The sequence below is a fragment of the Rahnella sp. PD12R genome, assembly GCF_019200965.1.
In the GTDB taxonomy this organism is placed as follows: Bacteria; Pseudomonadota; Gammaproteobacteria; order Enterobacterales; family Enterobacteriaceae; genus Rahnella; species Rahnella laticis.
Genome location: NZ_JAHTMS010000008.1, coordinates 105,983 through 130,972 on the forward strand (window position 1 = coordinate 105,983; position 24,990 = coordinate 130,972).

General features: G+C 54.1%; 24 protein-coding genes. 10 read left to right on the forward strand and 14 right to left on the reverse strand.

Annotated features, from left to right (window positions below):
• Nucleotides 1-122: 122 nt before the first annotated feature.
• The gene (locus KWG64_RS16885) at nucleotides 123-2,429 is read right to left on the reverse strand and encodes an FdhF/YdeP family oxidoreductase (RefSeq protein ID WP_218522544.1); all 2,307 of its coding nucleotides are present in this window, start codon (nucleotides 2,427-2,429) and stop codon (nucleotides 123-125) included.
• A gap of 458 nt (nucleotides 2,430-2,887) precedes the next feature.
• Between KWG64_RS16885 and KWG64_RS16890 the strand changes: the two genes are divergently transcribed.
• A complete protein-coding gene (locus KWG64_RS16890; RefSeq protein ID WP_152326259.1) occupies nucleotides 2,888-4,057 on the forward strand; it encodes a serine hydrolase in 1,170 nt (389 codons plus the stop codon).
• 105 nt (nucleotides 4,058-4,162) lie between these two features.
• Here the strand turns inward: KWG64_RS16890 and KWG64_RS16895 are convergent, their stop codons facing one another.
• The 4 genes from KWG64_RS16895 to KWG64_RS16910 all read right to left on the reverse strand — a co-directional run bounded on the left by KWG64_RS16895 (nucleotide 4,163) and on the right by KWG64_RS16910 (nucleotide 8,417).
• The gene (locus tag KWG64_RS16895; RefSeq protein ID WP_015697366.1) at nucleotides 4,163-4,390 is read right to left on the reverse strand and encodes a hypothetical protein; all 228 of its coding nucleotides are present in this window, start codon (nucleotides 4,388-4,390) and stop codon (nucleotides 4,163-4,165) included.
• A gap of 208 nt (nucleotides 4,391-4,598) precedes the next feature.
• Nucleotides 4,599-5,555 (reverse strand): ABC transporter substrate-binding protein, encoded by a 957-nt coding sequence (locus tag KWG64_RS16900; RefSeq protein WP_218522545.1) that lies wholly within the window; start codon nucleotides 5,553-5,555, stop codon nucleotides 4,599-4,601.
• Between the two features lie 9 nt (nucleotides 5,556-5,564).
• Complete coding sequence (locus KWG64_RS16905) at nucleotides 5,565-6,662, reverse strand: LLM class flavin-dependent oxidoreductase (RefSeq protein ID WP_218522546.1); 1,098 nt, start codon at nucleotides 6,660-6,662, stop codon at nucleotides 5,565-5,567.
• An 846-nt stretch (nucleotides 6,663-7,508) separates the two neighbouring features.
• On the reverse strand, nucleotides 7,509-8,417 hold the full coding sequence (locus tag KWG64_RS16910) for a LysR family transcriptional regulator (RefSeq protein ID WP_218522547.1): 909 nt from the start codon (nucleotides 8,415-8,417) through the stop codon (nucleotides 7,509-7,511).
• Between the two features lie 195 nt (nucleotides 8,418-8,612).
• On the opposite strand from KWG64_RS16910, the gene KWG64_RS16915 reads away from it, so the two are divergent.
• Together KWG64_RS16915 and KWG64_RS16920 are read left to right on the forward strand one after the other, a co-directional pair.
• Nucleotides 8,613-9,218 (forward strand): cysteine dioxygenase, encoded by a 606-nt coding sequence (locus tag KWG64_RS16915; protein WP_218522548.1) that lies wholly within the window; start codon nucleotides 8,613-8,615, stop codon nucleotides 9,216-9,218.
• Nucleotides 9,211-10,827, forward strand: coding sequence for a rhodanese-like domain-containing protein (locus KWG64_RS16920; protein WP_218522549.1), 1,617 nt, complete (start codon nucleotides 9,211-9,213; stop codon nucleotides 10,825-10,827). Before KWG64_RS16915 ends, KWG64_RS16920 begins: the two co-directional genes overlap by 8 nt.
• Before the next feature lie 64 nt (nucleotides 10,828-10,891).
• Here the strand turns inward: KWG64_RS16920 and KWG64_RS16925 are convergent, their stop codons facing one another.
• Nucleotides 10,892-11,158, reverse strand: coding sequence for a DUF3811 domain-containing protein (locus KWG64_RS16925; protein WP_095922033.1), 267 nt, complete (start codon nucleotides 11,156-11,158; stop codon nucleotides 10,892-10,894).
• 174 nt (nucleotides 11,159-11,332) lie between these two features.
• On the opposite strand from KWG64_RS16925, the gene KWG64_RS16930 reads away from it, so the two are divergent.
• Complete coding sequence (locus KWG64_RS16930) at nucleotides 11,333-12,451, forward strand: ABC transporter substrate-binding protein (RefSeq protein WP_218522550.1); 1,119 nt, start codon at nucleotides 11,333-11,335, stop codon at nucleotides 12,449-12,451.
• 121 nt (nucleotides 12,452-12,572) lie between these two features.
• Here KWG64_RS16930 and KWG64_RS16935 read toward each other — a convergent pair whose 3' ends face one another.
• Nucleotides 12,573-12,944 (reverse strand): protein YebF, encoded by a 372-nt coding sequence (locus KWG64_RS16935; protein ID WP_104922019.1) that lies wholly within the window; start codon nucleotides 12,942-12,944, stop codon nucleotides 12,573-12,575.
• A 215-nt stretch (nucleotides 12,945-13,159) separates the two neighbouring features.
• On the opposite strand from KWG64_RS16935, the gene KWG64_RS16940 reads away from it, so the two are divergent.
• The gene (locus tag KWG64_RS16940; protein WP_218522551.1) at nucleotides 13,160-14,035 is read left to right on the forward strand and encodes an NAD(P)-dependent oxidoreductase; all 876 of its coding nucleotides are present in this window, start codon (nucleotides 13,160-13,162) and stop codon (nucleotides 14,033-14,035) included.
• A 160-nt stretch (nucleotides 14,036-14,195) separates the two neighbouring features.
• Nucleotides 14,196-15,209, forward strand: a complete 1,014-nt coding sequence (locus KWG64_RS16945) for an isopenicillin N synthase family oxygenase (protein WP_195823346.1) — start codon at nucleotides 14,196-14,198, stop codon at nucleotides 15,207-15,209.
• Between the two features lies 1 nt (nucleotide 15,210).
• On the opposite strand, the gene KWG64_RS16950 is transcribed toward KWG64_RS16945, so the two are convergent.
• The 3 genes from KWG64_RS16950 to KWG64_RS16960 form a co-directional block, all read right to left on the reverse strand.
• Nucleotides 15,211-16,260, reverse strand: coding sequence for an HlyD family secretion protein (locus KWG64_RS16950; protein WP_218522552.1), 1,050 nt, complete (start codon nucleotides 16,258-16,260; stop codon nucleotides 15,211-15,213).
• Nucleotides 16,261-16,308: 48 nt separating this feature from the next.
• Nucleotides 16,309-18,057: an MFS transporter gene (locus KWG64_RS16955; protein ID WP_218522553.1), complete on the reverse strand. Its 1,749-nt coding sequence runs from the start codon at nucleotides 18,055-18,057 to the stop codon at nucleotides 16,309-16,311.
• Between the two features lie 189 nt (nucleotides 18,058-18,246).
• Nucleotides 18,247-18,705, reverse strand: a complete 459-nt coding sequence (locus KWG64_RS16960; protein WP_152326247.1) for a MarR family winged helix-turn-helix transcriptional regulator — start codon at nucleotides 18,703-18,705, stop codon at nucleotides 18,247-18,249.
• A gap of 276 nt (nucleotides 18,706-18,981) precedes the next feature.
• Between KWG64_RS16960 and KWG64_RS16965 the strand changes: the two genes are divergently transcribed.
• Entirely contained in the window at nucleotides 18,982-19,392 is a 411-nt protein-coding gene (locus KWG64_RS16965) for a VOC family protein (protein ID WP_218522554.1), read from the forward strand.
• A gap of 136 nt (nucleotides 19,393-19,528) precedes the next feature.
• Here the strand turns inward: KWG64_RS16965 and gap are convergent, their stop codons facing one another.
• Entirely contained in the window at nucleotides 19,529-20,539 is a 1,011-nt protein-coding gene (gene gap, locus KWG64_RS16970) for a type I glyceraldehyde-3-phosphate dehydrogenase (RefSeq protein WP_218522555.1), read from the reverse strand.
• Nucleotides 20,540-20,618: 79 nt separating this feature from the next.
• A complete protein-coding gene (locus KWG64_RS16975; protein WP_218522556.1) occupies nucleotides 20,619-21,596 on the reverse strand; it encodes a GlxA family transcriptional regulator in 978 nt (325 codons plus the stop codon).
• Nucleotides 21,597-21,795: 199 nt separating this feature from the next.
• On the opposite strand from KWG64_RS16975, the gene KWG64_RS16980 reads away from it, so the two are divergent.
• Both KWG64_RS16980 and KWG64_RS16985 read left to right on the forward strand, forming a co-directional pair.
• Nucleotides 21,796-22,401: a transglycosylase SLT domain-containing protein gene (locus KWG64_RS16980; RefSeq protein ID WP_218522557.1), complete on the forward strand. Its 606-nt coding sequence runs from the start codon at nucleotides 21,796-21,798 to the stop codon at nucleotides 22,399-22,401.
• 126 nt (nucleotides 22,402-22,527) lie between these two features.
• The gene (locus KWG64_RS16985; RefSeq protein WP_218522558.1) at nucleotides 22,528-22,890 is read left to right on the forward strand and encodes a cupin domain-containing protein; all 363 of its coding nucleotides are present in this window, start codon (nucleotides 22,528-22,530) and stop codon (nucleotides 22,888-22,890) included.
• 203 nt (nucleotides 22,891-23,093) lie between these two features.
• Here KWG64_RS16985 and KWG64_RS16990 read toward each other — a convergent pair whose 3' ends face one another.
• Nucleotides 23,094-23,702, reverse strand: coding sequence for a class I SAM-dependent methyltransferase (locus tag KWG64_RS16990; protein WP_218522559.1), 609 nt, complete (start codon nucleotides 23,700-23,702; stop codon nucleotides 23,094-23,096).
• A gap of 204 nt (nucleotides 23,703-23,906) precedes the next feature.
• On the opposite strand from KWG64_RS16990, the gene yqfB reads away from it, so the two are divergent.
• Nucleotides 23,907-24,215: a N(4)-acetylcytidine aminohydrolase gene (yqfB, locus tag KWG64_RS16995; RefSeq protein WP_218522626.1), complete on the forward strand. Its 309-nt coding sequence runs from the start codon at nucleotides 23,907-23,909 to the stop codon at nucleotides 24,213-24,215.
• 56 nt (nucleotides 24,216-24,271) lie between these two features.
• Here the strand turns inward: yqfB and KWG64_RS17000 are convergent, their stop codons facing one another.
• Nucleotides 24,272-24,913 carry an HD domain-containing protein gene (locus KWG64_RS17000; RefSeq protein ID WP_218522560.1) on the reverse strand — a complete coding sequence of 214 codons (642 nt, stop codon included), beginning with the start codon at nucleotides 24,911-24,913 and terminating at the stop codon, nucleotides 24,272-24,274.
• Nucleotides 24,914-24,990 lie beyond the last annotated feature (77 nt).

A 24,990-nucleotide genomic window follows, 5' to 3' on the forward strand; every position in this document is an offset into this window, starting at 1 on the left:
TGGCTCGATTAGCGGCAGACAGTTTTACGCGATTCAGCCCCTGCGGGCAAGCGGCATCTGCCCCTTTTGCCTCATAACCCTGAAGCAAAAGGGGAGATTTACGGCGCATCCCGCAGAACGGGTTATGCGATACGTTGCAGGTCGACTTTTTGCTCGCAGCGACGGATGGTCACCGGAACGGCTTTGGAAGTTGGCGTGTGCGTCTGGTCACCAAAACTGGACATCGGCACCAGCGGGTTGGTTTCCGGGTAATAGGCGGCCAGATTGCCGCGTGGAATGTCGTAGCTGACCAGTTTAAACCCGGTCACCTTGCGCTCGATACCGTCGTTCCACAGGGTTTCGATTTCTACCAGTTCGCCGTCTTTCAGGCCCAGATCGGCCAGATCCTGCGGGTGAATGAACAGCACTTCGCGCTGGCCGTATACGCCGCGATAGCGGTCATCAAGGCCGTAAATTGTGGTGTTGTACTGGTCGTGAGAGCGCAAAGTTTGCAGCGTAAACGGCGCATTCTGGTCGCCCATCGGGATCAGCACATCCGGCAACGGCGCGGCGCTGAAATTAGCTTTGCTGCTCAGGGTATTGAAGTTCAGCTCGGCTGCCGCATTCCCCAGATAGAAACCGCCCTTGATATCACAGCGCGCGTTGAAATCCTTGAATCCTGGGATTGTCGCTTCGATATGGTCACGGATCAGGTTGTAATCGTCGGCCAGCGCCATCCAGTCCAGATATTTGTCGCCCAGCACGGCGTTGGCGATACCGCAGACAATCGCGGTTTCTGAACGCTGCTCTTTCGACAACGGGATCCCCACGCCTTCTGACGCGTGCACCATGCTGAAAGAATCTTCCACGGTGATGAACTGCGAACCGGTCGCCTGCATATCCAGCTCGGTACGCCCAAGCGTTGGCAGGATCAGCGCTTCAGCGCCCGGCGTCAGGTGCGTGCGGTTCAGCTTGGTGCTGATTTGCACGGATAAATCCAGATTGCTCAGCGCCTGTTCGGTGCGCGGCGTGTCCGGCGCTGCGGCGGCCAGATTACCGCCGAGGCAAATCAGGACTTTGGCTTCATGACGCAGCATGGCTTCCAGCGCTTCCACGGTATTGTGGCCGGGAACGCGCGGTGGGGTAAATTTGAAGTGGCTTTCCATCGCATCAAGCAGGGCTTTCGGCGCTTTTTCGTCGATACCCATTGTGCGGTTGCCCTGCACATTACTGTGACCACGCACCGGACACAAACCGGCACCCGGTTTACCCAGCTGACCGAACAGCAGTTGCAGGTTGGTGATTTCACGCACGGTCGGCACGGAGTGTTTATGCTGCGTCACGCCCATCGCCCAGGTACAAATCACGCGTTCGGCATTCATATAGATCGCCGCGGCTTCGCGCAGGTCCTGCTCGCTCAGGCCGGACTGTTCAGTGATTTTGTCCCAGCTGGTGTCATCGACGATAGCCAGATACTCGTCCACACCGGCGCAGTTTGCCGCAATAAATTCTTCATCAAACAGGGAAGGCTGGCCGGACGCAATGCGCTCGCGGTGCGTCTGCAATAATGCTTTCACGATCCCGCGCACGGCAGCCATGTCTCCGCCGAGATTCGGCTGGTAATAAGCAGAACTGATACGACCGGCTTTCGGTGTCACCACTTCCAGCGGTTTTTGCGGATCGGCAAAACGTTCCAGTCCCCGTTCACGCAGGGTATTGAAGCTGACGACTTTCGCGCCGCGGTCTGACGCATGACGCAGGCTGTGCAGCATGCGCGGATGGTTGGTACCTGGGTTCTGGCCGAAGACGAAAATCGCATCCGCTTTTTCGAAATCATCCAGACGGATGGTGCCTTTACCGACGCCGATACTTTGCTTGAGGCCCACGCCGCTGGCTTCGTGACACATATTCGAGCAGTCAGGGAAATTGTTGGTGCCGAACATCCGCCCAAAGACCTGATAAAGGTAAGAGGCTTCGTTACTGGCGCGGCCGGAGGTGTAGAAATCTGCCTGATCCGGGCTTTCAAGGCCTTTGAGATGGCTGGCGATCAGCGAAAATGCGGCGTCCCAGCTGATCGGTTCGTAATGGTCGGTGGTGCGGTTATAGCGCATCGGGTGGGTCAGGCGACCCTGATATTCGAGGAAGTAATCGCTCTGCGCACGCAGTTTGGTCACGCTGTGCCGGGCGAAAAATTCCGGCTCAACCGCTTTGCGGGTGGCTTCCCAGCTGACGGCTTTCGCGCCGTTTTCACAGAAACTGAATGTACTGTGGTTATCATCACCCCAGGCACAACCCGGGCAGTCAAAACCGCGACCTTTGTTAACACGCATCAGGTTACGCAGATTGGAGAGGACTTTTTTACTGTCGAAGACGAAACGGGTGGTGGATTCCAGTGCACCCCAGCCACCGGCCGCGCCGTGGTAGGGTTTGATCTCAGTTTTAAATTTCATAGTTATGCTTCGCAGGTGGTTTTTGTCTGGTCTGTAAACAATCAGAACGGTGAATTGTTAATCCGATTGTTAATTTTATGTCACAAGTTTAGGAGGGAGATGCAGCGGCGTCTAATCGAATGCCATGATGGTGTGATTAGATCTGTCTATTGCCCAAAAATCTGCACGAATAACGGATTTTACCGGCAGAATGCGACGCGCGTTATGATTTTCAGACTGAGTTAAAACAGCGGGTTGCGATAAGAAAGGGTGATGACGGCACCGTGTGAGGTTTTTGGTCAAATTAAGGTCAAGATGTAACAGAACCGTTTCACTATGAAATGGTTAGCAAAAGACTAAGGGTTTTTCTGAGCGACGATTTAGGGCACCCTATGCGGCAAATAATATTCCGTATTTTTTTATCTGCTGGCAGGGTCGCATTTTGCGCCTGCCGGTAAGGCGCGTTTAAGGATGATTCAGTGAAACGTAGTGTAATTAGTGTCCTATCTTGTGTGTTGATGTTCTCCGCAGGCAGCGTTAAAGCTGTCGCTCCACTGGATTTTCCGGTAGTTCCGCCGAGCATTGATGCCGCGTCCTTCGTGCTGATGGATTACGCCAGCGGTGATGTGCTGGCCGCCGGGAACCCGGACGACCGCCGCAACCCGGCAAGCCTGACGAAACTGATGACTGGTTATGTTATCGACCGCGCGCTGGACCACAAAAAAATCACCATGGACGATGTGGTGACCGTTCCTCAGGAAGCCTGGGTGGCCGGTAACAAGAGCCTCGAAGGTTCTTCCCTGATGTTCCTCAAACCGGGCGACCGCGTTTCCGTACGCGACCTTATCCGCGGCATTATCATTACTTCCGGCAACGACGCGTGCGTGGCGATGGCGGATTACGTGGCCGGAAGCCAGGATTCTTTCGTCGGCATGATGAACCAGTACGTGGTCAGCATGGGCCTGACCAACACGCATTTCGAAACCGTACACGGTCTGGATGCGCCGGGGCAGTTCACCACCTCATACGATCTGGCAAAACTCTCCCGCGCCATTATCGGCGGCGAGCCAGAGGAATACCGTATGTATGCTGAGAAATCGCTGACATACGACAACATCACCCAGCAGAACCGCAACGGTCTGTTGTGGGATAAAAACCTGCAAGTCGATGGCCTGAAAACCGGTCACACCGAAAGCGCCGGTTTCAACATTATCGCGTCCGCCACGCAGGGCGATCGTCGTCTGATTGCTGTCGTCATGGGCGGGAAAAGTGCAAAAGGGCGTGAAGAACAGGCACGTAAATTGCTGACCTGGGGCTTCCGCGAATACACCAGCAAGCAGATTTTCAAGGCGAATCAGACCGTTTCCAGCGAGCACGTCTGGTTCGGTGCGAATCCTCAGGTCAAAGTCGGTTCCCTGAGCGATGTGTTCATCAGCGTTCCGCAGTCTGACGCCGATAAACTGAAAGCGCAGTACGTGCTGACCAATCCGCAGATTGATGCGCCGCTGAAAAAAGGCCAGGAACTGGGCAGCATTAATATCGTGGATAACGGTAAAGTCATCAAAACCGTGCCGCTGGTGGCGCTGGAAGACGTGGCACAGGGCGGGATTATCAGCCGTGCGATTGACTACGTAAAACTGAAAATCTAAGACGCATTCTCATCATGCAAAAAGGCGCCCGTGTGGCGCCTTTCTTGTTTCAGGAAGATCTGACGGGCGGCTGGCTCACAACCGCCCGGAAACGCAGTCCTGATGTCAGAAAACTTTCGACGAGAAATCCGTTTTCACTTCGCTTTCGATGTAGGTATTGAGCCCCCAACCGGCGCGGGCGAGTTCTTTCATTTTTTCGAGATGTTCCGGGCCGGGATGGCGGATATCGTAGAGATAAACGTGATTATTTTTGAAGCGGACTTTGATCGAGTTGGCATCAATCTGAAAGCTGACAACCTGTGAATCACCACTTTTGTTCGCGTAATTTTCCATGCTGCATCCTGTTAGCTGAGCCTGATGACGGGCGACGTCTTCTATTAACCACGTCTGAAATTTGCGTACAGGGCGGCAGTTCACAGTTTACGAAACACAGGGAAAACACGGCTTATCAGTGTGTTATAGCGCACAAAGAGAGCAGGCAAAAATGCAAACACCGGCACTAAGCCGGTGTTTATGAAGGTGCGGCAGAAACCGCGTGACGCTATTTCAGCAGGAAAGAATGGTCAAAGGTGCCGGTGACATTCAGCGCGACCGGCAACAGTCCCTGCGCATGATAGAAATCGGCAGTCTGCTGTTGCTGCGTTTGCGTAGCAGCGTCGATGGGTTGCCAGTAGGATTTACGGCGTTCAAAAGACAGCTTTGCCGCGTCCAGCGGGAAGCCAATAATCTTCGCCAGCTTTTCGCTGTAGGCATCCAGATTTTTATACGCCCAGATCTGCGCGTCGCTCAGCCGTTGCAGGTAATCCGCAATCGCCTGACGTTTACCCTGATCTTTAAGCGCCGTGTCAGTCGCTGCAAGGAAGCTGTTCCCCGACCACAAACCGCGCCCGTTCACCAGCACACGCAGATGATCCTGCGTTTCAGCAAACGCGGTGTAGGGTTCCCACGTCGCCCACACATCTACGGAACTCTGTGTCAGCGCCAGTTTGGCATCGCTCGGCGGGAGAAAACGGAACGTGACATCTTTAGCGCTCAGCCCGGCGGAGGCCAGCGCTTTCAGCGCCACGAAATGTCCGATAGAACCGCGGTTGGTGGCGATGCTTTTACCTTTCAAATCCGCCGCCGATTTAATCGGGCTGTCAGCTTTCACCAGTAACGCGGTGCCGTAAGCGTCAGATTTGTCGACGGCGATGGCTTTCACCTGCGCGCCCGCCGCTTCGGCAAACAGCAGCGGCGCATCGCCAATAATGCCGACATCCACAGCCTGGGCATTCAGGGCTTCCGCCAGCGGGGCGGCGGCGGGGAATTCTGACCATTCAATTTTGTAGGGCAGATTATCCAGTTTATTCGCCGCTTCCAGCTGTGCCCGCATATTTCCTTTCTGGTCGGCAACGCGCAGGGTGACCTGTTCGGCAAAGGCAGACGATACGCCGCCGACCAAAGACATCATTAACAGCAGATTTTTCAGAGTATGTAATGTATTGACAGAAACTCGCATCGGGATCCCTTAAACCAGCGTGGGCTGGGTGGTCGGACGGACAGCCTGACGTGCGGCGATTTTCGCACGAGTCAGGGGAATCAGGCTTTTGCCATACTCAACGGCGTCGTTAAGCGGGTCAAAGCCACGGATCAGGAAAGTGGTAATGCCCAGATCGTAATATTTCAGCAGGGCGTCAGACACCTGTTCGGGCGTACCGACCAGCGCGGTCGAGTTTGACCCGCCGCCTATCAGCCCGGCTATACCGGTCCACAGGCAGGAATCCAGACGATCGCCCTGCGCCACGGCATTCAGCAACCGCTGTGCGCCAACGCTTTGCGGTTTCGGTGCCAGCGCCGTCCCTTTTTCCGCCTGCTGCGCGGTGGCCTTCGCCAGAATTTCATCCGCCTTTGCCCAGGCTTCTTCTTCGGTATTGCCCAGAATCGGGCGGAAAGAAATGCTGAAATCAATCTCACGCTGATGTCTGGCCGCAGAGGCTTTCACCGCCTCAACGGTTTCCCTGGCGCTGTCCAGCGGTTCGCCCCACAGCGCAAAAACGTCAGCCTGTTTACCGGCTACGCGGATGGCGTCGTCAGAGGATCCGCCGAAAAAGACCGGTAAGTGTTTCTGGAAAGGTTTGATGGCGGAGAAGGCGTTTTCCGCCTGATAAAACTCGCCCTGGTGGTCGTAGCCTTTTTCCGAATACCAGCTCTGTTTCAGCACATCGATATATTCGTCGGTGCGGCGGTAGCGGGAATCTTTCGGCTCGAAATCGCCGTCACGCTTTTGCTCAGCATCGCTGCCGCCGCTGATGATGTGTACCGCCAGACGGCCATCGAGCAGATGATCGAGCGTCGCCAGTTTACGGGCCGCCAGCGTCGGCGCGACAAAACCGGGACGATGCGCCAGCAGGAAATGAATACGGGAAGTGCTGGCACCGGCATGGGCGGTCACCAGAAATGCGTCGGGCTGGTCAGAAGCGTATGCCACCAGAATGCGGTCAAAACCGGCATTTTCATGGGCACGGGCGAAATCCGCGATGTATTGCTTATCAAAAATCGGTCCGGTCGGCGGGATGATTTCAGATGCCAGACGATGGCCGATCATACCAATAAATTTCACGCTCACAGGCTGTCACTCCTCGGGTCAGAGGCCAGCGGGATTGTGGCTGCGCTGGCAGGAGTTATCACCATAAACGGGATGGTACTATGTTAAAAATTAATTATATGGATAAGCTAATATAAAAAATGTGCATTGTATGGGGCCGGGGTTTAGCTGTGGGCATGGGGCAAGACCTTGGGGCAAACTACCTCAGGGTCAAAATCAAAACCTTGGGTTGCCACCCAAACAGGCAAAACCTTGGGCTCGCCGCCCAAACTGGCCCAAAGGGCGCGTTAACGCGCGCGCCCTCTGGACACCCGCGCTTTTTAACTGCGCGCTATCGCTTGTAAAGTATGTTTCAGGTACGGCAGTTATTGCCGCAAACGTCGCCGCTGCGCGGTCCTCTCATTTCGGATTCGAACCAGCTCGAAAAAAGACTCTCGCTGTTTCTCATCACTCATTCGACGCCGTTTTGAAAGCGGCCAGAGACTTTCTAATTCGAAACCTAACTATTTCCGAACTAAGAAATGCAGTGCAAACTTCTGTTTTTGAAAGCTTCTGGCCGCTTTCAAAAATCACGCCGTAGGAGTGGTGGAAAATCGAGCGTGTTTTTGCGAGGTTTGTAACCCGAACGAAGGGAACCGCGCAGCGGCGGGATTTTGCGGCAATAAATGAAGTAGCTGAAACATAGCCAGCGAGCGGCAGCGCGCAGTTTAAGAGCCCGGGATTTTCAAGGGGTGCGGCGATAGGCGCCCCTTGAAGCCGGTTTGGGTGGCAACCCAAGGTCTTGATTTTGGCTTAAGACCGGTTTGGGCGGCGAGCCCAAGGTTTTGATTTTGAAATTAAGGCCAGTTTGACAGCCACCCCAAGGTTTTAGCCCGTTTGGGCGGCAACCCCAAGATCCAGCCCCTCGGCTACTGCCGCTGCAAACGCGTCAATCGCCGGAACCTGACTCGCCGGGACATTCGGATACACCAGCCATAACTGGCTTCGCGGGGCGAAATCTTTCAGGGCGTAAATCTCAAGCTCATCGCGCAGCGTATGGCGTTCTACCAATGGTTTAGGCATCAGGCCGAGCCCGCGGCCTTCGGCGATCAGCGATAACTGGAGCGTGGTGCCAAAGGCTTCGAGATTGATGAGCAGCGGCAAACCCTGTTCGGTCAGGGCGCGTTGCAGGGCGGCGCGAAAACCGCAGCCTTCGGGATTGAGGATCCAGCCGCGCTGATAACAATCTTCCAGCCGCTGCGGCAGGGTGCCGGTGGCTTTCGGGCCGACAACCACCAGGTCAACCGCGCCGAGTGGCTGGTTTTCCACGCCCTCGGGGAATTGCTTACTGGCCGGAAACAGCACCACGGCGGCCTCCAGTTCCTGACGCTGAATGCGTAACAACAATTCTTCTCCCCAGCCGCTGGAGAGACGCGGCTGAATCTCCGGAAACTGCGCGGAGAGGCTCTTCAGCGCGGGAAGCAGGCTGCCTTCGCTCAGGCTTTGTGGCACTGCCAGACGTAACAGGCCGGAAGGCGGGCTGTCGGCGGCGACCAGATCACTGAGCGCATCCACTTCGCGCAGAATATGACGGCACTGCTGATAAACGCGGTTGCCCATCAGCGTCGGTTTCAGGGGTTTGGTCTGGCGGTTTAACAGCGGAATACCCAGCGACTCTTCGAAATTCTGCACCCGGCGGGTAATTGCCGGCTGTGTCAGCCCCAGCTCATCAGCCGCAAGTCGCGTTGACTGCAACCGGATAACCGCCACAAAAGCGGTCAAATCTTCAATTTTCATCGGGACCCAATATCGGAAAGTAAACGTTATGCGTCTCCACAGGATAAAACAATTCCACCGGTGAGGCTGGATCCCATCGCACATTTTTATGTGTGAATTGCATATTAGCTTATCCATAAAATGAATTTTGCTTGAGTTTGACCGGTGCTAGCCTGAAGGAAATCAGAATCGCTTATAGAAGAAAGAGGTGAAGGTATGGCGGCTTTACAGGTGGCACCGCTGCGGCAGTTTCTGGCGGATTTTACCCGGCTGGTGCAGGAGCCTCACGGACAGACCGAATTACTGGCGCAGGGCAGTACGTTGCTGGAAAAGCTCGTCAGCACGGATAACTGGCTGCCGGAGGACACTGCGCAACCGCACGCTGAGCATTATCAGCAATACCTGTTGTATACCGATCCGCTTTCACGTTTTTCCGTTGTCAGTTTTGTCTGGGGACCAGGGCAGAAAACGCCGGTACACGATCACCGCGTCTGGGGGCTGATTGGCATGCTGCGCGGCGGGGAAACCAGCCAGAATTATGTCCGTCACAGCGACGGCAGTTTGCATCCGGAAGGCGCTGCCGTGACGCTACAGCCAGGCGATGTGGAAAAAATCTCGCCGGATTTACTCGATATCCATCAGGTCAGCAACCTGTATGACGACCGGGTTTCAGTCAGTATTCACGTCTACGGCGGCAATATCGGCGCGGTGTCGCGGGCGGTTTATCTGCCGGACGGCACCGAAAAAACCTTCATCTCCGGTTATTCCAATTCGCACATTCCCAATATCTGGGATCTGTCAAAAGAGAACACTCATGTCTGAATCTCATCCGTTACCTCTGCGTCATTTTTCACAACTGCATCAGGCCCTGCGTGAAGGGCAGGAAGTGGCTCTGGTTGATCTGCGTGAAGAAGGGGCGTTTGCCACCGGGCATCCGCTGTTTGCCGCCAATCTGGCGTTGTCCAAACTGGAACTGGAAGTGCAGGACCGCATTCCTAACCGGCAGACCGCCATCACGCTCTATGATAACGGTGAGTTTTATGACGAACGCCGCGGCGAACGCAAAACCACGCGCGCGGCGGCGTTGCTGAAATCGCTGGGTTACAGGGATATCGCGCTGCTGGCGGGGGATCTGGCTGGCTGGAAAGAAGCGGGCGGCGAGATTTTTATTGATGTGAATGCGCCGGGTAAGGCGTTTGGTGAATGGGTTGAACATCATTATAAAACGCCGTCGCTGACGGCTAATGAAGTTCAGGCGTTACAGGCAAAGGGCGCGAATGTGGCGGTGCTGGATGTGCGCCGGTTCGATGAGTTTCAGGCGATGAGTATTCCGGGTGGCATGAGCGTGCCGGGCGGAGAACTGGCGCTGCGTTTACGCGACGTGGTGCCTGATAAAAAAACGCAAATCATCGTCAACTGCGCCGGTCGTACCCGCAGCATTATCGGTACGCAATCGCTGATCAATGCCGGATTCACGCAGCCGATTGCGGCATTGCGTAACGGTACCATTGGCTGGACGCTGGCGGGGCAAACGCTGGCGCATCAGGAACATGCCCATTATCCGGCGCTGAGCGAAGATTCCCGTCGCATTGCCCTGAAAGGCGCGCAGGCGCTGGCAATTCGTGCGGGTGTGCGCTCGGTGACATTGTCACAAATCCACGAATGGCAGCAGGATCCGCAACGGACGTTGTATCTGTTTGATGTCCGCACGGCGGATGAATACCGTGCCGGGCATCTCACCGGTGCGCGGCATGTTCCGGGCGGCCAGCTGATTCAGGAAACCGATCATTATGCGACGGTGCGCGGCGCGCGCGTCGTTCTGGCCGACAGCGACGGCGTGCGTGCCCGGATGGCGGCTTCCTGGCTGGCACAGATGAACTGGGAAGTGTACGTCGCGGAATTCAAAGAAGAAGATTTCGCAGAACAGGGCGACTGGAAAGCACAGGTCGCGCCTGCGCCTGCCGTGGAATCCGTCACGCCGGAACAGCTGCAACACTGGCTGGCAGAAGGCAGCACGGGCGTAATTGATCTCACCACCAGCGCGAATTTCCGCAATCGCCGCATTCCCGGCGCAATCTGGACGACGCGGGGCAATATTCCGCAGGTCATCGCCGCACAGCCGGAGAAAACGCGCTGGGTCGTGACCTGCACCAGCGGTTTGCTGGCGCGTTACGCTGTCACGGAAGTCGCGGCGCTGACCGGTAAAGAGACGTATTTGCTGGAAAAGGGCACGGTCGGCTGGATTAACGCCGGAGAATCACTGGAGCGCGGCGAGTCGGTATATCTGGAGAATGCGCAAGATCGCTATCAGCGTCCGTATGAAGGCACGGCGGTGAGCGCGCAGGCGATGCAGGATTATCTGGACTGGGAATACGGTCTGGTGGCGCAGCTGGAAAAAGACGGGAGTCACGGCTTTAAGTTGCTGAAGTAAAAAAGGTTAACGCGATGTTCTGAGCTGACCCTCTGCGTAATACACGAAGAGGGTCAGTTTGTTCTTAACGGCGGCCGCGCGGATGGGTGCGGGCAGTCCAGTCATAGGTCGCTGAGGTGCTTGGAACCGCTTTATTGCGGCGTTTCTCGGCACGCGCACGCGCGGCCACTTTCTCTTTCTCTTCCATCAGCTTGTCGATGTAGTCATCTTTAATCCGGTTGTTTTCCGAATTAGTCAACTCACGGCCCTGAGCTTTGCGGGCTTTGTCGAGCAACGTTTTCAGCTCGCGTTGTTCGCTTTCCGTCATATCTTGTTGTGTCAGTCTTTTCATCATTACTGCGTCCTGTGAGGAAAGTGGCTACCAGTGTAGTCGAATTACGGGCAGGCGTCGCTGCAAACTGGCGTGCGCGCGTTACCCAACCCTGTAGTAGTGGGCAATCATCACATTGCGACAAATAACGATAATCATTATCATCTCAGCCTTTGTGACGGGTTTTGAGGTGTTATGCGTAAGTTCACACAGTCTCTGCTGGTTTCCTGCCTGTTATTATCCGGCCTGGCGCAGGCCAGAAGCGTGACCGATATTTCTAACCGGACGGTCACCGTGCCGGATAATCCGCAGCGGATCGTGGTGGGCGAAAGCCGTATGTTGTATACGCTGGCGCTGGTGCAGGACGGAAACCCTGCGAAGCACGTGATTGGCTGGCCGGGCGACATGGCGCAGCTCGATGCCCAAAGCTGGGCGATGTACGTGAAAGCGTTTCCGGAAATCGCCACCATCCCGCTGCTCGGGCAAAACAACTATACGCAGCTGAACGCGGAGAAGGTGATTGCGCTGAAACCCGATCTGGTGATTTTGCCGGTGTATGCGAAGAAACAAACCGACCGCGACCAGATGGAAATCACGCTGACCAGTGCGGGGATCCCGGTGATCTACGTCGATCTGCGCGTGGATCAACTGCATAACACGATCCCCAGCGTAAAATTGCTGGGCGACGTGCTGAATCATCCGCAGAAAGCGGCGCGCTTTATCGCTTTTTATCAGCAGCATATGGATCGCGTTCGTGAACGCATTGCGGCGTATCAGGGCAAAAGACAGACGGTGATGCTGCAATTGCATCTGGGGCGCCGTGAAGGGTGCTGCACCACGGTTTCTCACGGAAATCTTGCCGATCTGCTGGCATTTGCCGGCGGGGATAACATCGCCAAAGGTGCTTTTGGCAGCGTATACGGAGATCTGAACGCAGAGAAAGTGATTATGGCCAACCCGGATGTGTATATCACCACGGGCATGGCGGGCCCGGAAGGGAAAAGAGTGTCCAACCTGATGCTGGGGCCACAGGTCACGCAACAGGATGCGGAGCAAAGTTTCCGGCAGATTATGGATAAACAGCCGGTGCTTTCCACGCTGAAAGCGGTGCGCGAAGGGCGGGCGTACAGCGTCTGGCATAATTTCTATCTCAGCCCGTATCACATGGTCGACGTCGAAGTGTTCGCCAAAGCGCTGTATCCGCAGCTGTTTAAAGATGTTGATCCGCAGGAAACCATGAAAGAACTGTATACGCAGTTCCTGCCGGTTCAGTTCAGCGGCACCTACTGGAGTCAGTTGCCACCGGCGAAGTAATTCCTCCACATCATCCGTTCGCAACAGACAATAAAAAACCGGCACAATCGTGTGCCGGTTTTTGTTTATGGGGCAAATGCTGTTATCAGAAATCCACCGCGGCGGGGGAGGAAAACCGGCATTATTCGACGGTGGAATATTTCACGTAATGGTTTGAGCAGTTGAAGTGCGCCACATAACCCAGCGTGCCGTTAGGCCCTTTGGCGCTGAAAGGAATGTGGTAAGTGCCTTTGTCTTCTTTGACGTCATCGCTGATGAAATTCAACACCGGCACGGAGGTACCCATATTGTCTTTATCGTTGCCCCAGTTGGGAATGCGGTTTTGCATGTAATCGCGGGTCACAGTGTCGATGGCGTTATCTTTGGTGATGGTGCTGCATGCGCCTTCAGTCGTGCGCTGCATCCACCACGGATACACATAGACCGAGCCCAACATCAGCACCATCAGGGCGAAAATGACGGAAATGATCCCGATTAAAACAACTTTACTCATAGTGCTGCGACTCCTGAAAATTCTCAGTCAAATCAGAGTTGCCGGGGCATTATGGGACAGCCCTGGCACGAAAGCGCGTATGTTACGCCACTTCGCTGGAAGAGGTTAAGTATTATAAGCCCTTCTGTTGCATCTGGTTACAGAAGCCGGTTCCGCCGCAGGGTCTGCGATGATAGCCTTTTGAATACATTTAACGTTTGCACAAGGAGTAAGACATGAGTCAGCAACCTGTAGTCGCGGTGCTCGGTTTGGGGGCGATGGGACATGCATTTGCCACCAATCTGATTAAAAAAGGTTTCACCACCCGCGTGTGGAACCGGACAGCATCGCGTGGTGACGATCTGGTGAAGGCGGGCGCGCAACGCGGCCTGACACCGCGTGAAACCGCAGAAGGTGCCGATGTGGTGATTACCATGTTGTCGGACGGCAAAACCTCTCTGGAAGTTTATCAGGGCGATAACGGGCTTTTAGCCGGGCTGAAGCAGGGCGGAATTATCGCGCAAATGGGAACGCTGGGCGTCGATGCCACTGAATCACTGATTGCGCTGATTAAAGAACAGCGCCCGGACGTGGTGTTCTTTGATGCGCCGGTTTCTGGTACCAAAGCGCCCGCTGAACAGGCGCAAATTGTGGTGCTGGCCAGCGGTGACCGTGAGGCGGGTGCGGCCGTTGAACCGGTTTTTGCCGCCATTTCGAAAGCCACTAAATGGCTGGGTGAAGCCGGTCGTGCGTCTAAAATGAAACTGGTGGTTAACGCGTGGCTGATTGCCATGATGGAAGGCATCGCCGAAAGCACCCAGCTGGCCGAAGAACTGGGCTTTACGCCGGATGACCTGTGGGACGTGCTCGACGGCGGCCCTCTGGCGGCGCCGTACATTAAAGGCAAAATGGCGATGTTCAAAAGCGGCGATTATACCCCGCAGATGCAGCTGACCTGGGCGCTGAAAGATATCAATCTGGCGATTGATGCAGGCAGTAAGCTCGAGTTGCCTGTGATGAAACGCATCAGTGAAACCTGGCAGGCCGCCGTGGATGGCGGGTATGGCGACCAGGATCTGGCGGTGGTTTACCGTTATCTCGGTTCCCGCTGACCGGCGCAGCCCACGGACGGGCGTGTTATAACCGGTTAATATCCCGCGTAGTTTTTTCATAACCCCGAAGCATAAACCAGATTATCTGGCTATTGGTCGGCCGCTCCGGCGCTGTGATAGCGTTGACGATTATCACCCCATAATCACGGCGGAGTAAGCAATGAGCCAGACGTCAGCAACTATCCCTTTGGTCGATTTCAGCCAGTTTTCCGGTACGCCAGAAGAGCGTGAAGCGTTTTTGTCGCAACTGCGTTACGCCGCCCGCGAAATCGGGTTCTTCTATCTGAAAAACCACGGCGTGGATGCCACGTTGCTTCACGACGTGCAGCGCGTGGCGCGGGAATTCTTCGCCTTGCCGGAAGAGGATAAGCTGGCTGTCGCCATGATCAATTCTCCGCATTTTCGCGGCTATAACCGAGCTGCGTCAGAGATTACCCGCGGTCAGCCGGACTGGCGCGAACAGTTTGACCTGGGTGCCGAACGGCCAAAATTACCGGTCAGCGGAGAAACGCCTGCGTGGGCGAGATTGCAGGGGCCGAATCAGTGGCCGGAAGCGCTGCCTGAGTTGCGCCCGCTGCTGTTGCGCTGGCAGAGGGAAATGACGGCGATGTCGCTGCGTTTATTGCGCGCTTTTGCGCTGGCGCTGAAACTGCCGGAAGACGCCTTTGATCCTTTGTATGGCGAAAAACCCAATGAGCACATCAAGCTGATCCGTTATCCGGGGCGGGCGGCTGGCGCGGGAAATCAGGGCGTCGGCGCGCATAAAGACTCGGGTTTTCTGAGCTTTTTATTGCAGGATGAACAGCGCGGTTTGCAGGTTGAAGTTGAAGAAAATGAATGGGTCGATGCGCTGCCGGTGGCGGATACGCTGGTGGTGAATATCGGCGAACTGCTGGAGCTGGCCACCAACGGTTACTTGCGTGCGACGGTTCACCGCGTGGTGTCTCCGCCTGCTGAAGGCGAACGGCTGTCGCTGGCCTTTTTCCTCGGCGCGCAGCTGGACGCCGTTGTGCCGCTCTTTCCGCTGCCGCCGGAGCTGGCAAAAGAAGCCCGTGGCGATGCCAGCGATCCGCTGAATCCGCTGTTCCGCGACGTGGGATTCAACTATCTGAAAGGGCGGCTGCGCTCTCATCCTGACGTTGCGCAGCGCTATTACGCTGATATTGTCAGCTGATTCAGATTTTGGGTGCCTTTGAGGTATCAACGCTGACGACCGTGGACATTCCCGGTCGCAGCTGGTCGCTCTGCGCCTGATCCGGTTCCAGCTCAATGCGTACGGCGATACGCTGAGAAATCTTGGTGAAATTCCCGGTCGCATTATCGGCTTTCAGGACACTGAATTCCGAACCGGCGGCCGGAGAAATCCGCACCACGTGGCCCTTAAACGGATGATCGTTCAGCGCATCCACCGTGAAAGACGCAGGCGTCCCGACAGTTATTCCCGCCAGCTGCCGCTCTTTAAAATTGGCCGTCACCCAGACCTGTTTTGGCGTGACCGACGTGAGTTGCGTTCCGGTACTGACGTATTGCCCCATACGGGCGCTGATTTCGCCGAGCTGCCCGTCGGACGGCGCGATAATCTGCGTGTGCTGTAAATTGATTTGTGCCACTTCAACTTTCGCCTGCGCGGCTTTTAATGCCGCAGCCAGCGACGCTTTGTTGGCCTCCACCAGAGCGAGACTCTGGCGTGCGATATTCACGGATGCGCGCGCTTTTGCCACGTTGGCCTCCGCCGTCAGCAACGCCGCCTGAAGTTCATCTCCGGTGGTTTTTGACACCAATCCTTTTTGCAGCAATGGCCCGTTGCGATGGGTATCGAGTGACGCCTTGCTTTGTGTTGCCTGCGCGCTTTGCAATTCCGCTTCTGCAAGTTGCAGGCTGGCAGCACCGGACGCACGATTCTGCTCGAAGTTTTGCAGCGTCACCTGCGCCTGCGCCGCCGCGGCTTCGGCCTGTAACAGCTCCTGCCGGTAAGTGCTGTCGTCAATCACAAACAACACATCGCCTTTTTTCACCGGCATAAAATCCTGCACTTTCACCCCGGTGATGTAACCCGAAACCTGCGGGCTGAGCAGGGTGACGTTTCCGCGGATATACGCGTTATCGGTCGATTCCACCCTGGAGTTAAATGGAAACAGCTGCCAGCTGTACAACACAATCATCACGCCAATAATGCCTAAGCAAAGCACTACAATAATGGATGGATAACGAAAGATATTTTTCATCACTTTGTCCGTATACCTCGTTTCAGTTCGTCAACAGGATCTGTTTATTCAGGCAACCGCTTCGGAGGCTGCGCGTTTTTTTGTCTGGATCCTTCCGGCAATAATGTGCGCGCCGAGCACGGCAATACAGCCCAGCGACATATAAAAAACCACTCTAAAAACATCGTTGTAGGCCAGCAGTCCCGCCTGCTGGGTGATCTTCGTGCTCAGCTGCGCCAGACCTTCGGCGCTCAGTTGCGTGCCGTCCGTCAGAACCGGTTTCAGCAGGTGGCTGTACTGGGAAATTCGTTCGACCACCAGCGGATTCTGCAAACTGATATGTTCAACCAGAACGGCGGAATGATACTTCTCGCGCAATATCTGAATGGTGCCCAGGAAAGCGCCGCCGACCTGTGCGCCGACGTTTTGCGTTGACAGAAACACCAGAACGAAACTGATGATCTGGCTTTGCCCGAACTGCAACGCGCGGATAAAACCCAGCCATAAGGACGTCGGCAGAAAGATGGCACCGGCAAACGCAATCATGCCCTGTGTCAGGTAAAACTGTTCAGGGCGGGTGTCTGCAGTGGAACTGGCGTCCATCAGCGAGGCCACGGCAATCAGGGCAATGGAAAACAGATGGATGTAAACGATGCGGTTCGCTTTATGAATAATGCTGACGACCACCAGCCCGGCAACGGTGGCGGCCAGAATCACGCAAAACAGCGTAACCAGCTGGTCATTCACCAGACCAACCAGATTCAGAAAGCCAACCATGCCGGTGGTTTGCTCGGAAAGCAGCATACGGATAAACAGCATCGAACCGGTGAACAGCAGCATTTCCGGCGTCATCAGCCAGCGCAAATCGATAATCGGATTCTTACGTTTGAGCTCGACCATAAAAGACAGTGTCAGCGCAATAATCCCGACCACCAGCACTTCGCCGATCCAGTCTTTTTCCTGCCACCAGTAATAACGGCCCATTGTCAGCACCACGGACATACAGGCGACAGCGGTGGCGATCAGCGGATAGCTGATCCAGTCGATGCGTTCGAATACCTTCACGCGGGGCGGATGTGTCAGCGGCAGGATCCAGATAATTGCCAGACAAATCAGGGAAAGACCGGATTCCAGCATCGTCAGCTGGTGCCAGTGACCGAGATCGAGAAGATGCGGCGAAATAATGCGTGAAACCGGCAGGGCAATCTGGCTGCCCGCCAGCCCGAAACACAGCCCGGCGGTCAGTTTTTTAGCGGGCGGGAAAATCTCGAACATATAAAACAACGCCAGCGGGCCGAGAGAGGCCATCGCAAAACCCATGACGGCGCGGACGGCCAGCGCGGTTTGAAAATCATGGGTAAAGGTTTGTGCCAGAGACGCCACGGCAAAAAACAGCAGCCCATATTCCCCGAAACGCCGGAAGCCAAACTGGGTACGGATTTTATAAAGCAGGATCGTGCCGGTGACACTGGTCGCGGTATAGGCTGCCACCAGCCAGTAACTTTCCACATTGGAAATCCCCAGCGAGCCCTGAATACCCGTCAGATTAGAGCTGACCAGGTTAATCCCCAGCCCCTGCGTCAGGCCAATAATCAGCGAGGCCAGCGCATAAACTGCAATCCGCCCGCGCGGATAGTGCCAGAGCCAGGTGCTGACGCGGACGGCAAAAGGGTGATGCTGTGACGGAGGCACCGAGGCTGGCTGCGGTCTCGGTAATCCTTCAGGCGGTGGTGCGGAGAGTTCTTTTTCTGGTGATGCATCCCGTGTTGTTAATTCACCGGCGTCCTGCCGGACATCTGAATCAGAACGCGTCGTCATCGTTATGCCTTGTAAGTCGTTACCCAACTAGTTTGTAGCTTGCTACATAATGTAATAAGGCGTTTCAGATGTGTCTAGTCCAATTATTCATATTGGTGATATTTACAAACGCAAATAACGAATAACAAATCAGTAACGCAAGTGATTAATGCAGAGAAAAGGGGGACAAACGGGAAGGGGAAAACGCCACTAAAGCGCGGCGATATTAGCGGTGATGCTGGCGAGAACGTCGCGGGCGACATCGATATCTTTATCCGGAATGCCTTCCATTACGCGGATCAAAATGTCATCGGTCATGCTGCGAACCTGATTCGCCAGTTCAATTCCGGCATCTGTCAGCTTAATGTCTTTCGAACGACGGTCAGAATCTCCGGGGCAGCGTTCCAGCAAACCCAGCTCGGCAAGGCTGTCAAACAGGCGTATGGCGGTAGGGTGCTCGACTTCCAGCAGGGCAGTCAGTTCTCCCTGAGGCAGGCGACCCTGAGCCGCCTCTAAGTGCAACAGTACCTGCCCGCGGGCGAGCGTCAGCCCAATGGTTTTGAAACGGGCATCACAGTAAGTGCGCAACTGACGGCCGATATGGATAGTTTCCGGGAGGAAACGGAGCCTGGGAATGGATGCTTCCGGGCGGCGGCGTAAAGTGGTCAAAGGTTCCTCACTGTCGGGCGTAAGCAGGTTTTCAGTGGCGTAAGATTAGCACGATCAGCAACATTTACCATTAATCCCCCGGCTCCATTAACATTTTGAGACAACAGGAAGACATCGTGTATATTCCAAAATTACCATGACAAATTTTATTCAATCTTCGTTCAGTGTGCTTACCCACAAATCAAACCCATGTTGTTTGATATTCAGGCAAGTACGCTGATAATTTCGTACAGACTGTATTTTTGTGATTTTTAAATCAATAGCCTGGAGTCAGTTATGCAACCTGTCATCAATATGATTACGCTCGGTGTGAAGGATTTAGCTGTCGCAACGGAGTTTTACCAGAACGGTCTGGGGTTCCCCAAAGTGGTTATTGATTCTGACGGCGTAAGTTTCTTTGAGCTGGCAGGGGCGTGGCTGTCACTGTTCCCGTGGGATGAGCTGGCCAAAGATGCCGAACTCAGCCCGGAAGGTCAGGGATTTCGCGGAATGGCGCTGGCGCAGACTGTCGCCAGTGAAGCAAAAGTAGACGCCGTTTTAGAACAGGCTGTGAAGGCGGGCGGTACGCTGATAAAGCCAGGGCAGAAAGTTTTCTGGGGCGGATATTCGGGGTACTTCGCCGATCCGGACGGACATATGTGGGAAATAGCCTATAACCCGTTTATGAAAATAGGGCCGCAGGAGTAACGCATTTCGTTCAAAACGCAGACACTTAGTTACAACATACAGTTTATTGTTCGAAACAAGGAGTCTGTCTGAAACAACTGTAAAAACACCGCCTTACGGCGGTGTCTCATTATACTGTCTGGTAGGAAAAGAGGGGTTATAAACCTCTTTTTTCCATCAGCAGGGCCAGATCAACCAGACGGTTTGAGAAGCCCCATTCGTTATCGTACCAGGCCAGAATTTTCACCAGCTTACCGCCGATAACCAGCGTGGAAAGCCCGTCAACAATCGAAGAACGTGGGTCGCCGCGATAATCGCTGGAAACCAGCGGTTCTTCGCTGTAGCCCAGGATAGCTTTCAGCGGGCCAGACTCCGAAGCTTTACGGAATGCCGCATTGATTTCTTCGACCGTGGCTTCGCGTTTCAGGTTGACGGTCAGGTCAACAATCGACACAACGGGAACCGGCACGCGCAGGGAATAACCGGTCATTTTGCCATCCAGTTCAGGAATGACTTTACCGATAGCTTTGGCCGCTCCACTGGAATACGGAACAATCGACACCGCCGCCGCACGCGCACCACGCAAATCTTTCTCCGGCTGATCGTGCAACGCCTGGCTGTTGGTATACGCATGCGTGGTGTTCATCAGGCCATGCTCAATCCCGAAGGTTGAATGCAAAACCTGCGCCGCCGGTGCCAGACCGTTGGTGGTGCAACTGCCGTTACTGACCACTTTGTGTTTGGCCGGGTCATAGTCGCCGTCATTTACGCCCATCACGATAGTGATATCGTCATTTTTGGCCGGTGCGGAAATAATGACGCGTTTGGCGCCGCCTTTGGTGATATGCAATTCGGCTTTGTCTTTTTCAGTGAAGAAGCCGGTCGCCTCAATAACGATATCCACACCGACGCTACTCCACGGAATCGCTGCCGGATCTCTTTCGGAGAAGACGCGGATAGCTCTGCCATCGAGCAGCAGCTGCCCTTCGCCTGCTTCGACTTTGGCATTTAACGTGCCGGAGAGTGAATCATATTTCAGAAGATGCGCGAGGGTTTTACTGTCGGTGAGATCGTTGATAGCGACGACCTGGAAGTCATCACGACCCAGTGCAGCGCGTAAAACATTTCGACCAATCCTGCCGAACCCGTTGATACCAACTTTGACCATGATGAAACTCCTTTATTATCAGACCTGCATGTAATGTAGACCGAAGGAGATATGGCGTAAATGACAATAAAAGATCTATTTACGCCAACATGCGTGAGCAGAAGCGTTCCCGGTATTCCGTCGGGGTCAGGTGTAAATTCCTTTCAAAAACACGCCGCAAATTCAGACCACTGCCAAATCCGGTGACCTGTGCGATTTGCTCGACGCCTTGTGTGGTTTGTTCAAGCCGCTGCCTGGCCGCATTAAGGCGAACTTCTTCAACATATTTGGCCGGCGTGATCCCGGTTTCGCGGGTGAAAACCCGGGTAAAATTACGCGGGCTCATGGCGGCACGTTCAGCCAGAGCTTCGACAGATAAATCGACGGTGAGGTTCTCCGGTAACCAGAGCTGAAGCTCGCGGATAGGGCCTTCGCTGGCCTGATTCAAAAGATAGCGGCTAAACTGTGCCTGTCCACCAGGCCTGCGCAGAAACATCACTAAATCCTGTGCAACGTCTCTGGCCAGATTAAAACCCTGATCGTCTTCCACCAGTGCGAGCGTAAGATCAAAGCCGGAACTGACGCCGCCGGAAGTCCAGACCGGGCCATCCTGCACATAAATAGGCCCGCGTTCGACGGTGATCTGCGGGAATTCAGCCTGCAACGTGTCCAGTAACCGCCAGTGCGTCGTGGCGTGACGTCCATCCAGCAAGCCGGTTTTCGCCAGTAACATGGCCCCGCCACAAATGGAGACAACACGCCGGGCATGGGGTGCAGCGCGTTTGACCCAGTCAACGACGTCCGATCCTTCTTCTTCGGTCAGCCCTTTGCCAGTGATCAGAATAGTGTCGCGGGGAAGTTCAGGGTCAAGGTCGCAAAGCCGGTGGTCAGCCAGCAAATTCAGGCCGGAAACGCCGTGAACCACGCGGTGAGGTTGCGTGGTGGCGACCGTGACCTGATAAGGCGAATTCGTACCGCCAGCAGGCATCAGACGATTCGCCTGCATAAGGATGTCGGCGATACCGGCAGCTTCGAATAACATGCCCCCGTCAGGGACGATAATCAGAAAAGTTTTCATGGCATTAAAAATACAATCTGTATTAAATAAGTCAATACACCATTAAGGCTAAGCCCGTAAAAGAAGAAACGGCAGGGGGTTTGCATTGCGCATTTTTGGCACACGTAAAACGTGAAAAAATTCAATTAAACCATGATACTCAGCGGCGTTAAGGGTATCTTGTCAGCGTCCAAAATGACGCATTTAACCGTGAGATTTCATGAATTCATTACTCAAAAAGCCGTCACGGATCAGCCTGTTGATCATGCTGATGATTCTGGCGGGTTGCTCTGGCAAAACGCATTATAAAAAATACGATACCCACGCTTATGACGATATCATTGAAGATGCGGCCGATAATTACAAAGTTGACCGGAAACTGATCAAAGCGATTATCCAGGTTGAGTCCAGCTACAATCCGGACGCCGTCAGCCCGTCGAATGCCATTGGCCTGATGCAACTCAAAGCCTCGACCAGCGGTTGCGATGCATACCGGTATAAAGGTAAACGCGGTTGCCCGAGCGACAGACAATTGCATGATCCGGAAACCAACATTGATTTGGGTACGGCATATCTCAGCGGATTACAGCATCAGCAATTAAACTGGATTAACGATCCGCTGACGCGTCGCTATGCTACAGAAGTCGCTTACGCCAACGGTGCCGGTGCTTTATTGCGGACTTTTTCCCCAAACCGCCAGACGGCAATTCAGATGATCAATCAGCTGACGCCGGAAGCGTTTAACTGGCATGTTCGTCAGTATCATCCGGCGCCGCAGGCACCACGATATATGGCGAAGGTCGAGAAGGTTTATGCCGGGTTATAGCTGAAACCGGCCAAAATGAAGAATGCGCTACGTGAATTCTGCAGCATTATGGTACTGCCAGAAATTCAGAATTCGCGTAGCGTTGTCAGTTTGAACTGGTTGAAATCCGCCGTAAGGAGAGCCCGCATGCTGTCTAATTTATTTTCCGGTTTACCGGTTACTGCCAGTGCGCAGGAAAACGAAACCTTCGACGCGCTGTTGAACATACCGGGCATGCGTATCGAGAGAATTGTTTCAACCGGCCAGGCAAGTCCGCCAGATTTCTGGTATTGCCAGACGCAAAGCGAGTGGGTCACGGTTCTGCAAGGTTCAGCCGGTTTGCGAATGGAAAACGAAACGCAGACGCGTGTAATGCACGCCGGTGACTGCATCAACATTCCGGCGTTATGCAAACACCGTGTGGAGTGGACAGCCGCAAATGAAATCACAATCTGGCTGGCCGTGCATTATGGTGATATTGAAGATCAAAGCACAGGTGAAGAGTCATGAAAAAGGAACAGAATGGCAGGAGAGACGGTGGATTGATGGTGGGTTCGTTAATAGCATTCCTATTTAACATAATATACATTATGCGTACTTTGGTTATCTTAGAAACCCAGGATATCCGGCCTTAGTCCGTGACGTGATTCCATAAAGTCTGCCAGTTCTGCATCCTTTCATTCCGGCAGCTTTCACCACTTCACTGACTTATCTCAGCCTTTAAACTGTGCCAGCCAGATGGTATGTCCTGCACATGTCGGGTCTTCGGCAACCATCTTCACTTCCCTGAAACCATGTTCATCAAACAGCGCACGGTATTCTTCCGGAGCCAGACTTGCGTGATACAGATCTTCACCCTCAAATGTGCCAATCGCCTCACCGTTGCCCGGACCGCTGGTGAACATCAATGCTGCATCAGGCTTTGCGTGTTTCTCAAAAATGGCAAACATGGCGCGCTGATCATCGCGCGTCAGATGAAAAAAGCTGTCCCAGGCAATCAGCCCGTCGAACTTCTCGTTCAGCGATAACAAACGCATGTCGGCAACCTGCCAGTGTTGTTCCGGGAAACGTTCACGGCAAATCGAAATCATCGGTTCTGAAGAATCGACGCCGGTCACTGAGAAATGACGTTCTATAAAATATTCGGCGATGGGTTTTCCTGCTCCGCAACCGATGTCCAGAATGCGGCCTTCTGACGGGATCAGAGCCAGAAAACGGTCCAGCCACGCCTTTTCATATCCCTGATCTTTACGCAATTTATCCCAGATATCAGCATGTCGCTGATACAGTGAAATGATGTTTTTCGCCGAAATATCGTCCATTTCCTCTCCGTTCTGACCGTTATTTGATCGCGCTACGTGAATTCTGAGTGTCTCACGCGACCTCAGCACCTGTCAGCGAAAGATTTGGATTTGTTTGTAATTCATCACTTTTTTATCATATTTATCAATGTGTTTGTTGATTTTACCGGCATGCTTCGTATGATGTGGCGAACAAGACTTTAACGTAGCGCTGAGGGATAACATCTGATGAAAGACATCACATTTTACGGTCGTTTCGAGGCCGATATTCTGGCCGGGCGCAAAACGATCACGCTCCGTGAAGCCAGCGATGCGGATTTTGTTGCGGGTGATCGTGTTCGCGTAAGTCGTTATGAAGACAACGTTTTCTTCTGCAATATCGAGATTATCGACGTTACGCCGGTACAATTTGACGAGCTGAATGACGCCCATGCCGTGCAGGAAAATATGACATTACCTGAGCTGAAACAGGTGATCAGCGAGATTTACCCCGGTCTGAAATCACTGTTTATGATTGAGTTTCGTCTGGTCTGACAGTTTTGTACGACAGGAAAACGCACCGGAATCTTGCCCGGTGCGCCCTTTTCTTCTTATCCCTGCCAGCGGGATCCGCGGATCACCGAACAGAAATTGCCTCTGATGAAATCGGCTTCTTTGTCGGCAATGACATCCGCTTTCACGTTGCCAAATGTGGTTTGCGGTCTGTTTTTGATGCCATCATAAAATGCCTGAATGATGTCTTCTTTAAATGCTGGTGTCCTCGGATGCGCATCCACAACAGCATTTCGCACGTCGTCATCGTATCCCTGATAATTAATCCCGAGAACATCCATTTCCACACCCGCTGTCACCAGCGCAATGACCGGATCCATAAATTCAGGGATCCCGGGTGTCGTGTGCAAGGCAATCGCGGTCCAGACTTTATCAATATCCTGCGTGCTGACGCCGTGTTGCTGCATAAATTTGCGGGCCGCGTTTGCGCCGTCCACTTCAAAGCGTTTATCGCAGCTACAATTTTCGTGGGTCAGCCCCATGTCGTGGAACATACAGCCGATATACAGCAATTCGTGATCGACTTTAAGCTGACGTTGCTGACCGGCAAGTGCCGCCCAGTAATACACGCGGCTGGAATGATGGAACAGCAAATCGGTTTCTGTGTCGCGGACCAGTTCGGTGGCTTCGCGCGCCATTTTGCTGTCGGGAATGCGGATGCCCTGAATGTTCAGACTCATAATATTTCTCCGGTGGGGTTGAATGAGTCCAGAATAAGCTTCACTATGAATGTCATCAATCGTCGCAATATGACGAT

Coding starts and splice junctions, on each gene's coding strand:
- KWG64_RS16885 (WP_218522544.1), bottom strand. CDS start 2,429: ATGAAATTTAAAACTGAGATCAAACCCTACCACGGCGCGGCCGGTGGC.
- KWG64_RS16895 (WP_015697366.1), bottom strand. CDS start 4,390: ATGGAAAATTACGCGAACAAAAGTGGTGATTCACAGGTTGTCAGCTTT.
- KWG64_RS16900 (WP_218522545.1), bottom strand. CDS start 5,555: ATGCGAGTTTCTGTCAATACATTACATACTCTGAAAAATCTGCTGTTA.
- KWG64_RS16910 (WP_218522547.1), bottom strand. CDS start 8,417: ATGAAAATTGAAGATTTGACCGCTTTTGTGGCGGTTATCCGGTTGCAG.
- KWG64_RS16915 (WP_218522548.1), top strand. CDS start 8,613: ATGGCGGCTTTACAGGTGGCACCGCTGCGGCAGTTTCTGGCGGATTTT.
- KWG64_RS16920 (WP_218522549.1), top strand. CDS start 9,211: ATGTCTGAATCTCATCCGTTACCTCTGCGTCATTTTTCACAACTGCAT.
- KWG64_RS16925 (WP_095922033.1), bottom strand. CDS start 11,158: ATGAAAAGACTGACACAACAAGATATGACGGAAAGCGAACAACGCGAG.
- KWG64_RS16930 (WP_218522550.1), top strand. CDS start 11,333: ATGCGTAAGTTCACACAGTCTCTGCTGGTTTCCTGCCTGTTATTATCC.
- KWG64_RS16935 (WP_104922019.1), bottom strand. CDS start 12,944: ATGAGTAAAGTTGTTTTAATCGGGATCATTTCCGTCATTTTCGCCCTG.
- KWG64_RS16940 (WP_218522551.1), top strand. CDS start 13,160: ATGAGTCAGCAACCTGTAGTCGCGGTGCTCGGTTTGGGGGCGATGGGA.
- KWG64_RS16945 (WP_195823346.1), top strand. CDS start 14,196: ATGAGCCAGACGTCAGCAACTATCCCTTTGGTCGATTTCAGCCAGTTT.
- KWG64_RS16950 (WP_218522552.1), bottom strand. CDS start 16,260: ATGAAAAATATCTTTCGTTATCCATCCATTATTGTAGTGCTTTGCTTA.
- KWG64_RS16955 (WP_218522553.1), bottom strand. CDS start 18,057: ATGACGACGCGTTCTGATTCAGATGTCCGGCAGGACGCCGGTGAATTA.
- KWG64_RS16965 (WP_218522554.1), top strand. CDS start 18,982: ATGCAACCTGTCATCAATATGATTACGCTCGGTGTGAAGGATTTAGCT.
- gap (WP_218522555.1), bottom strand. CDS start 20,539: ATGGTCAAAGTTGGTATCAACGGGTTCGGCAGGATTGGTCGAAATGTT.
- KWG64_RS16975 (WP_218522556.1), bottom strand. CDS start 21,596: ATGAAAACTTTTCTGATTATCGTCCCTGACGGGGGCATGTTATTCGAA.
- KWG64_RS16980 (WP_218522557.1), top strand. CDS start 21,796: ATGAATTCATTACTCAAAAAGCCGTCACGGATCAGCCTGTTGATCATG.
- KWG64_RS16985 (WP_218522558.1), top strand. CDS start 22,528: ATGCTGTCTAATTTATTTTCCGGTTTACCGGTTACTGCCAGTGCGCAG.
- KWG64_RS16990 (WP_218522559.1), bottom strand. CDS start 23,702: ATGGACGATATTTCGGCGAAAAACATCATTTCACTGTATCAGCGACAT.
- KWG64_RS17000 (WP_218522560.1), bottom strand. CDS start 24,913: ATGAGTCTGAACATTCAGGGCATCCGCATTCCCGACAGCAAAATGGCG.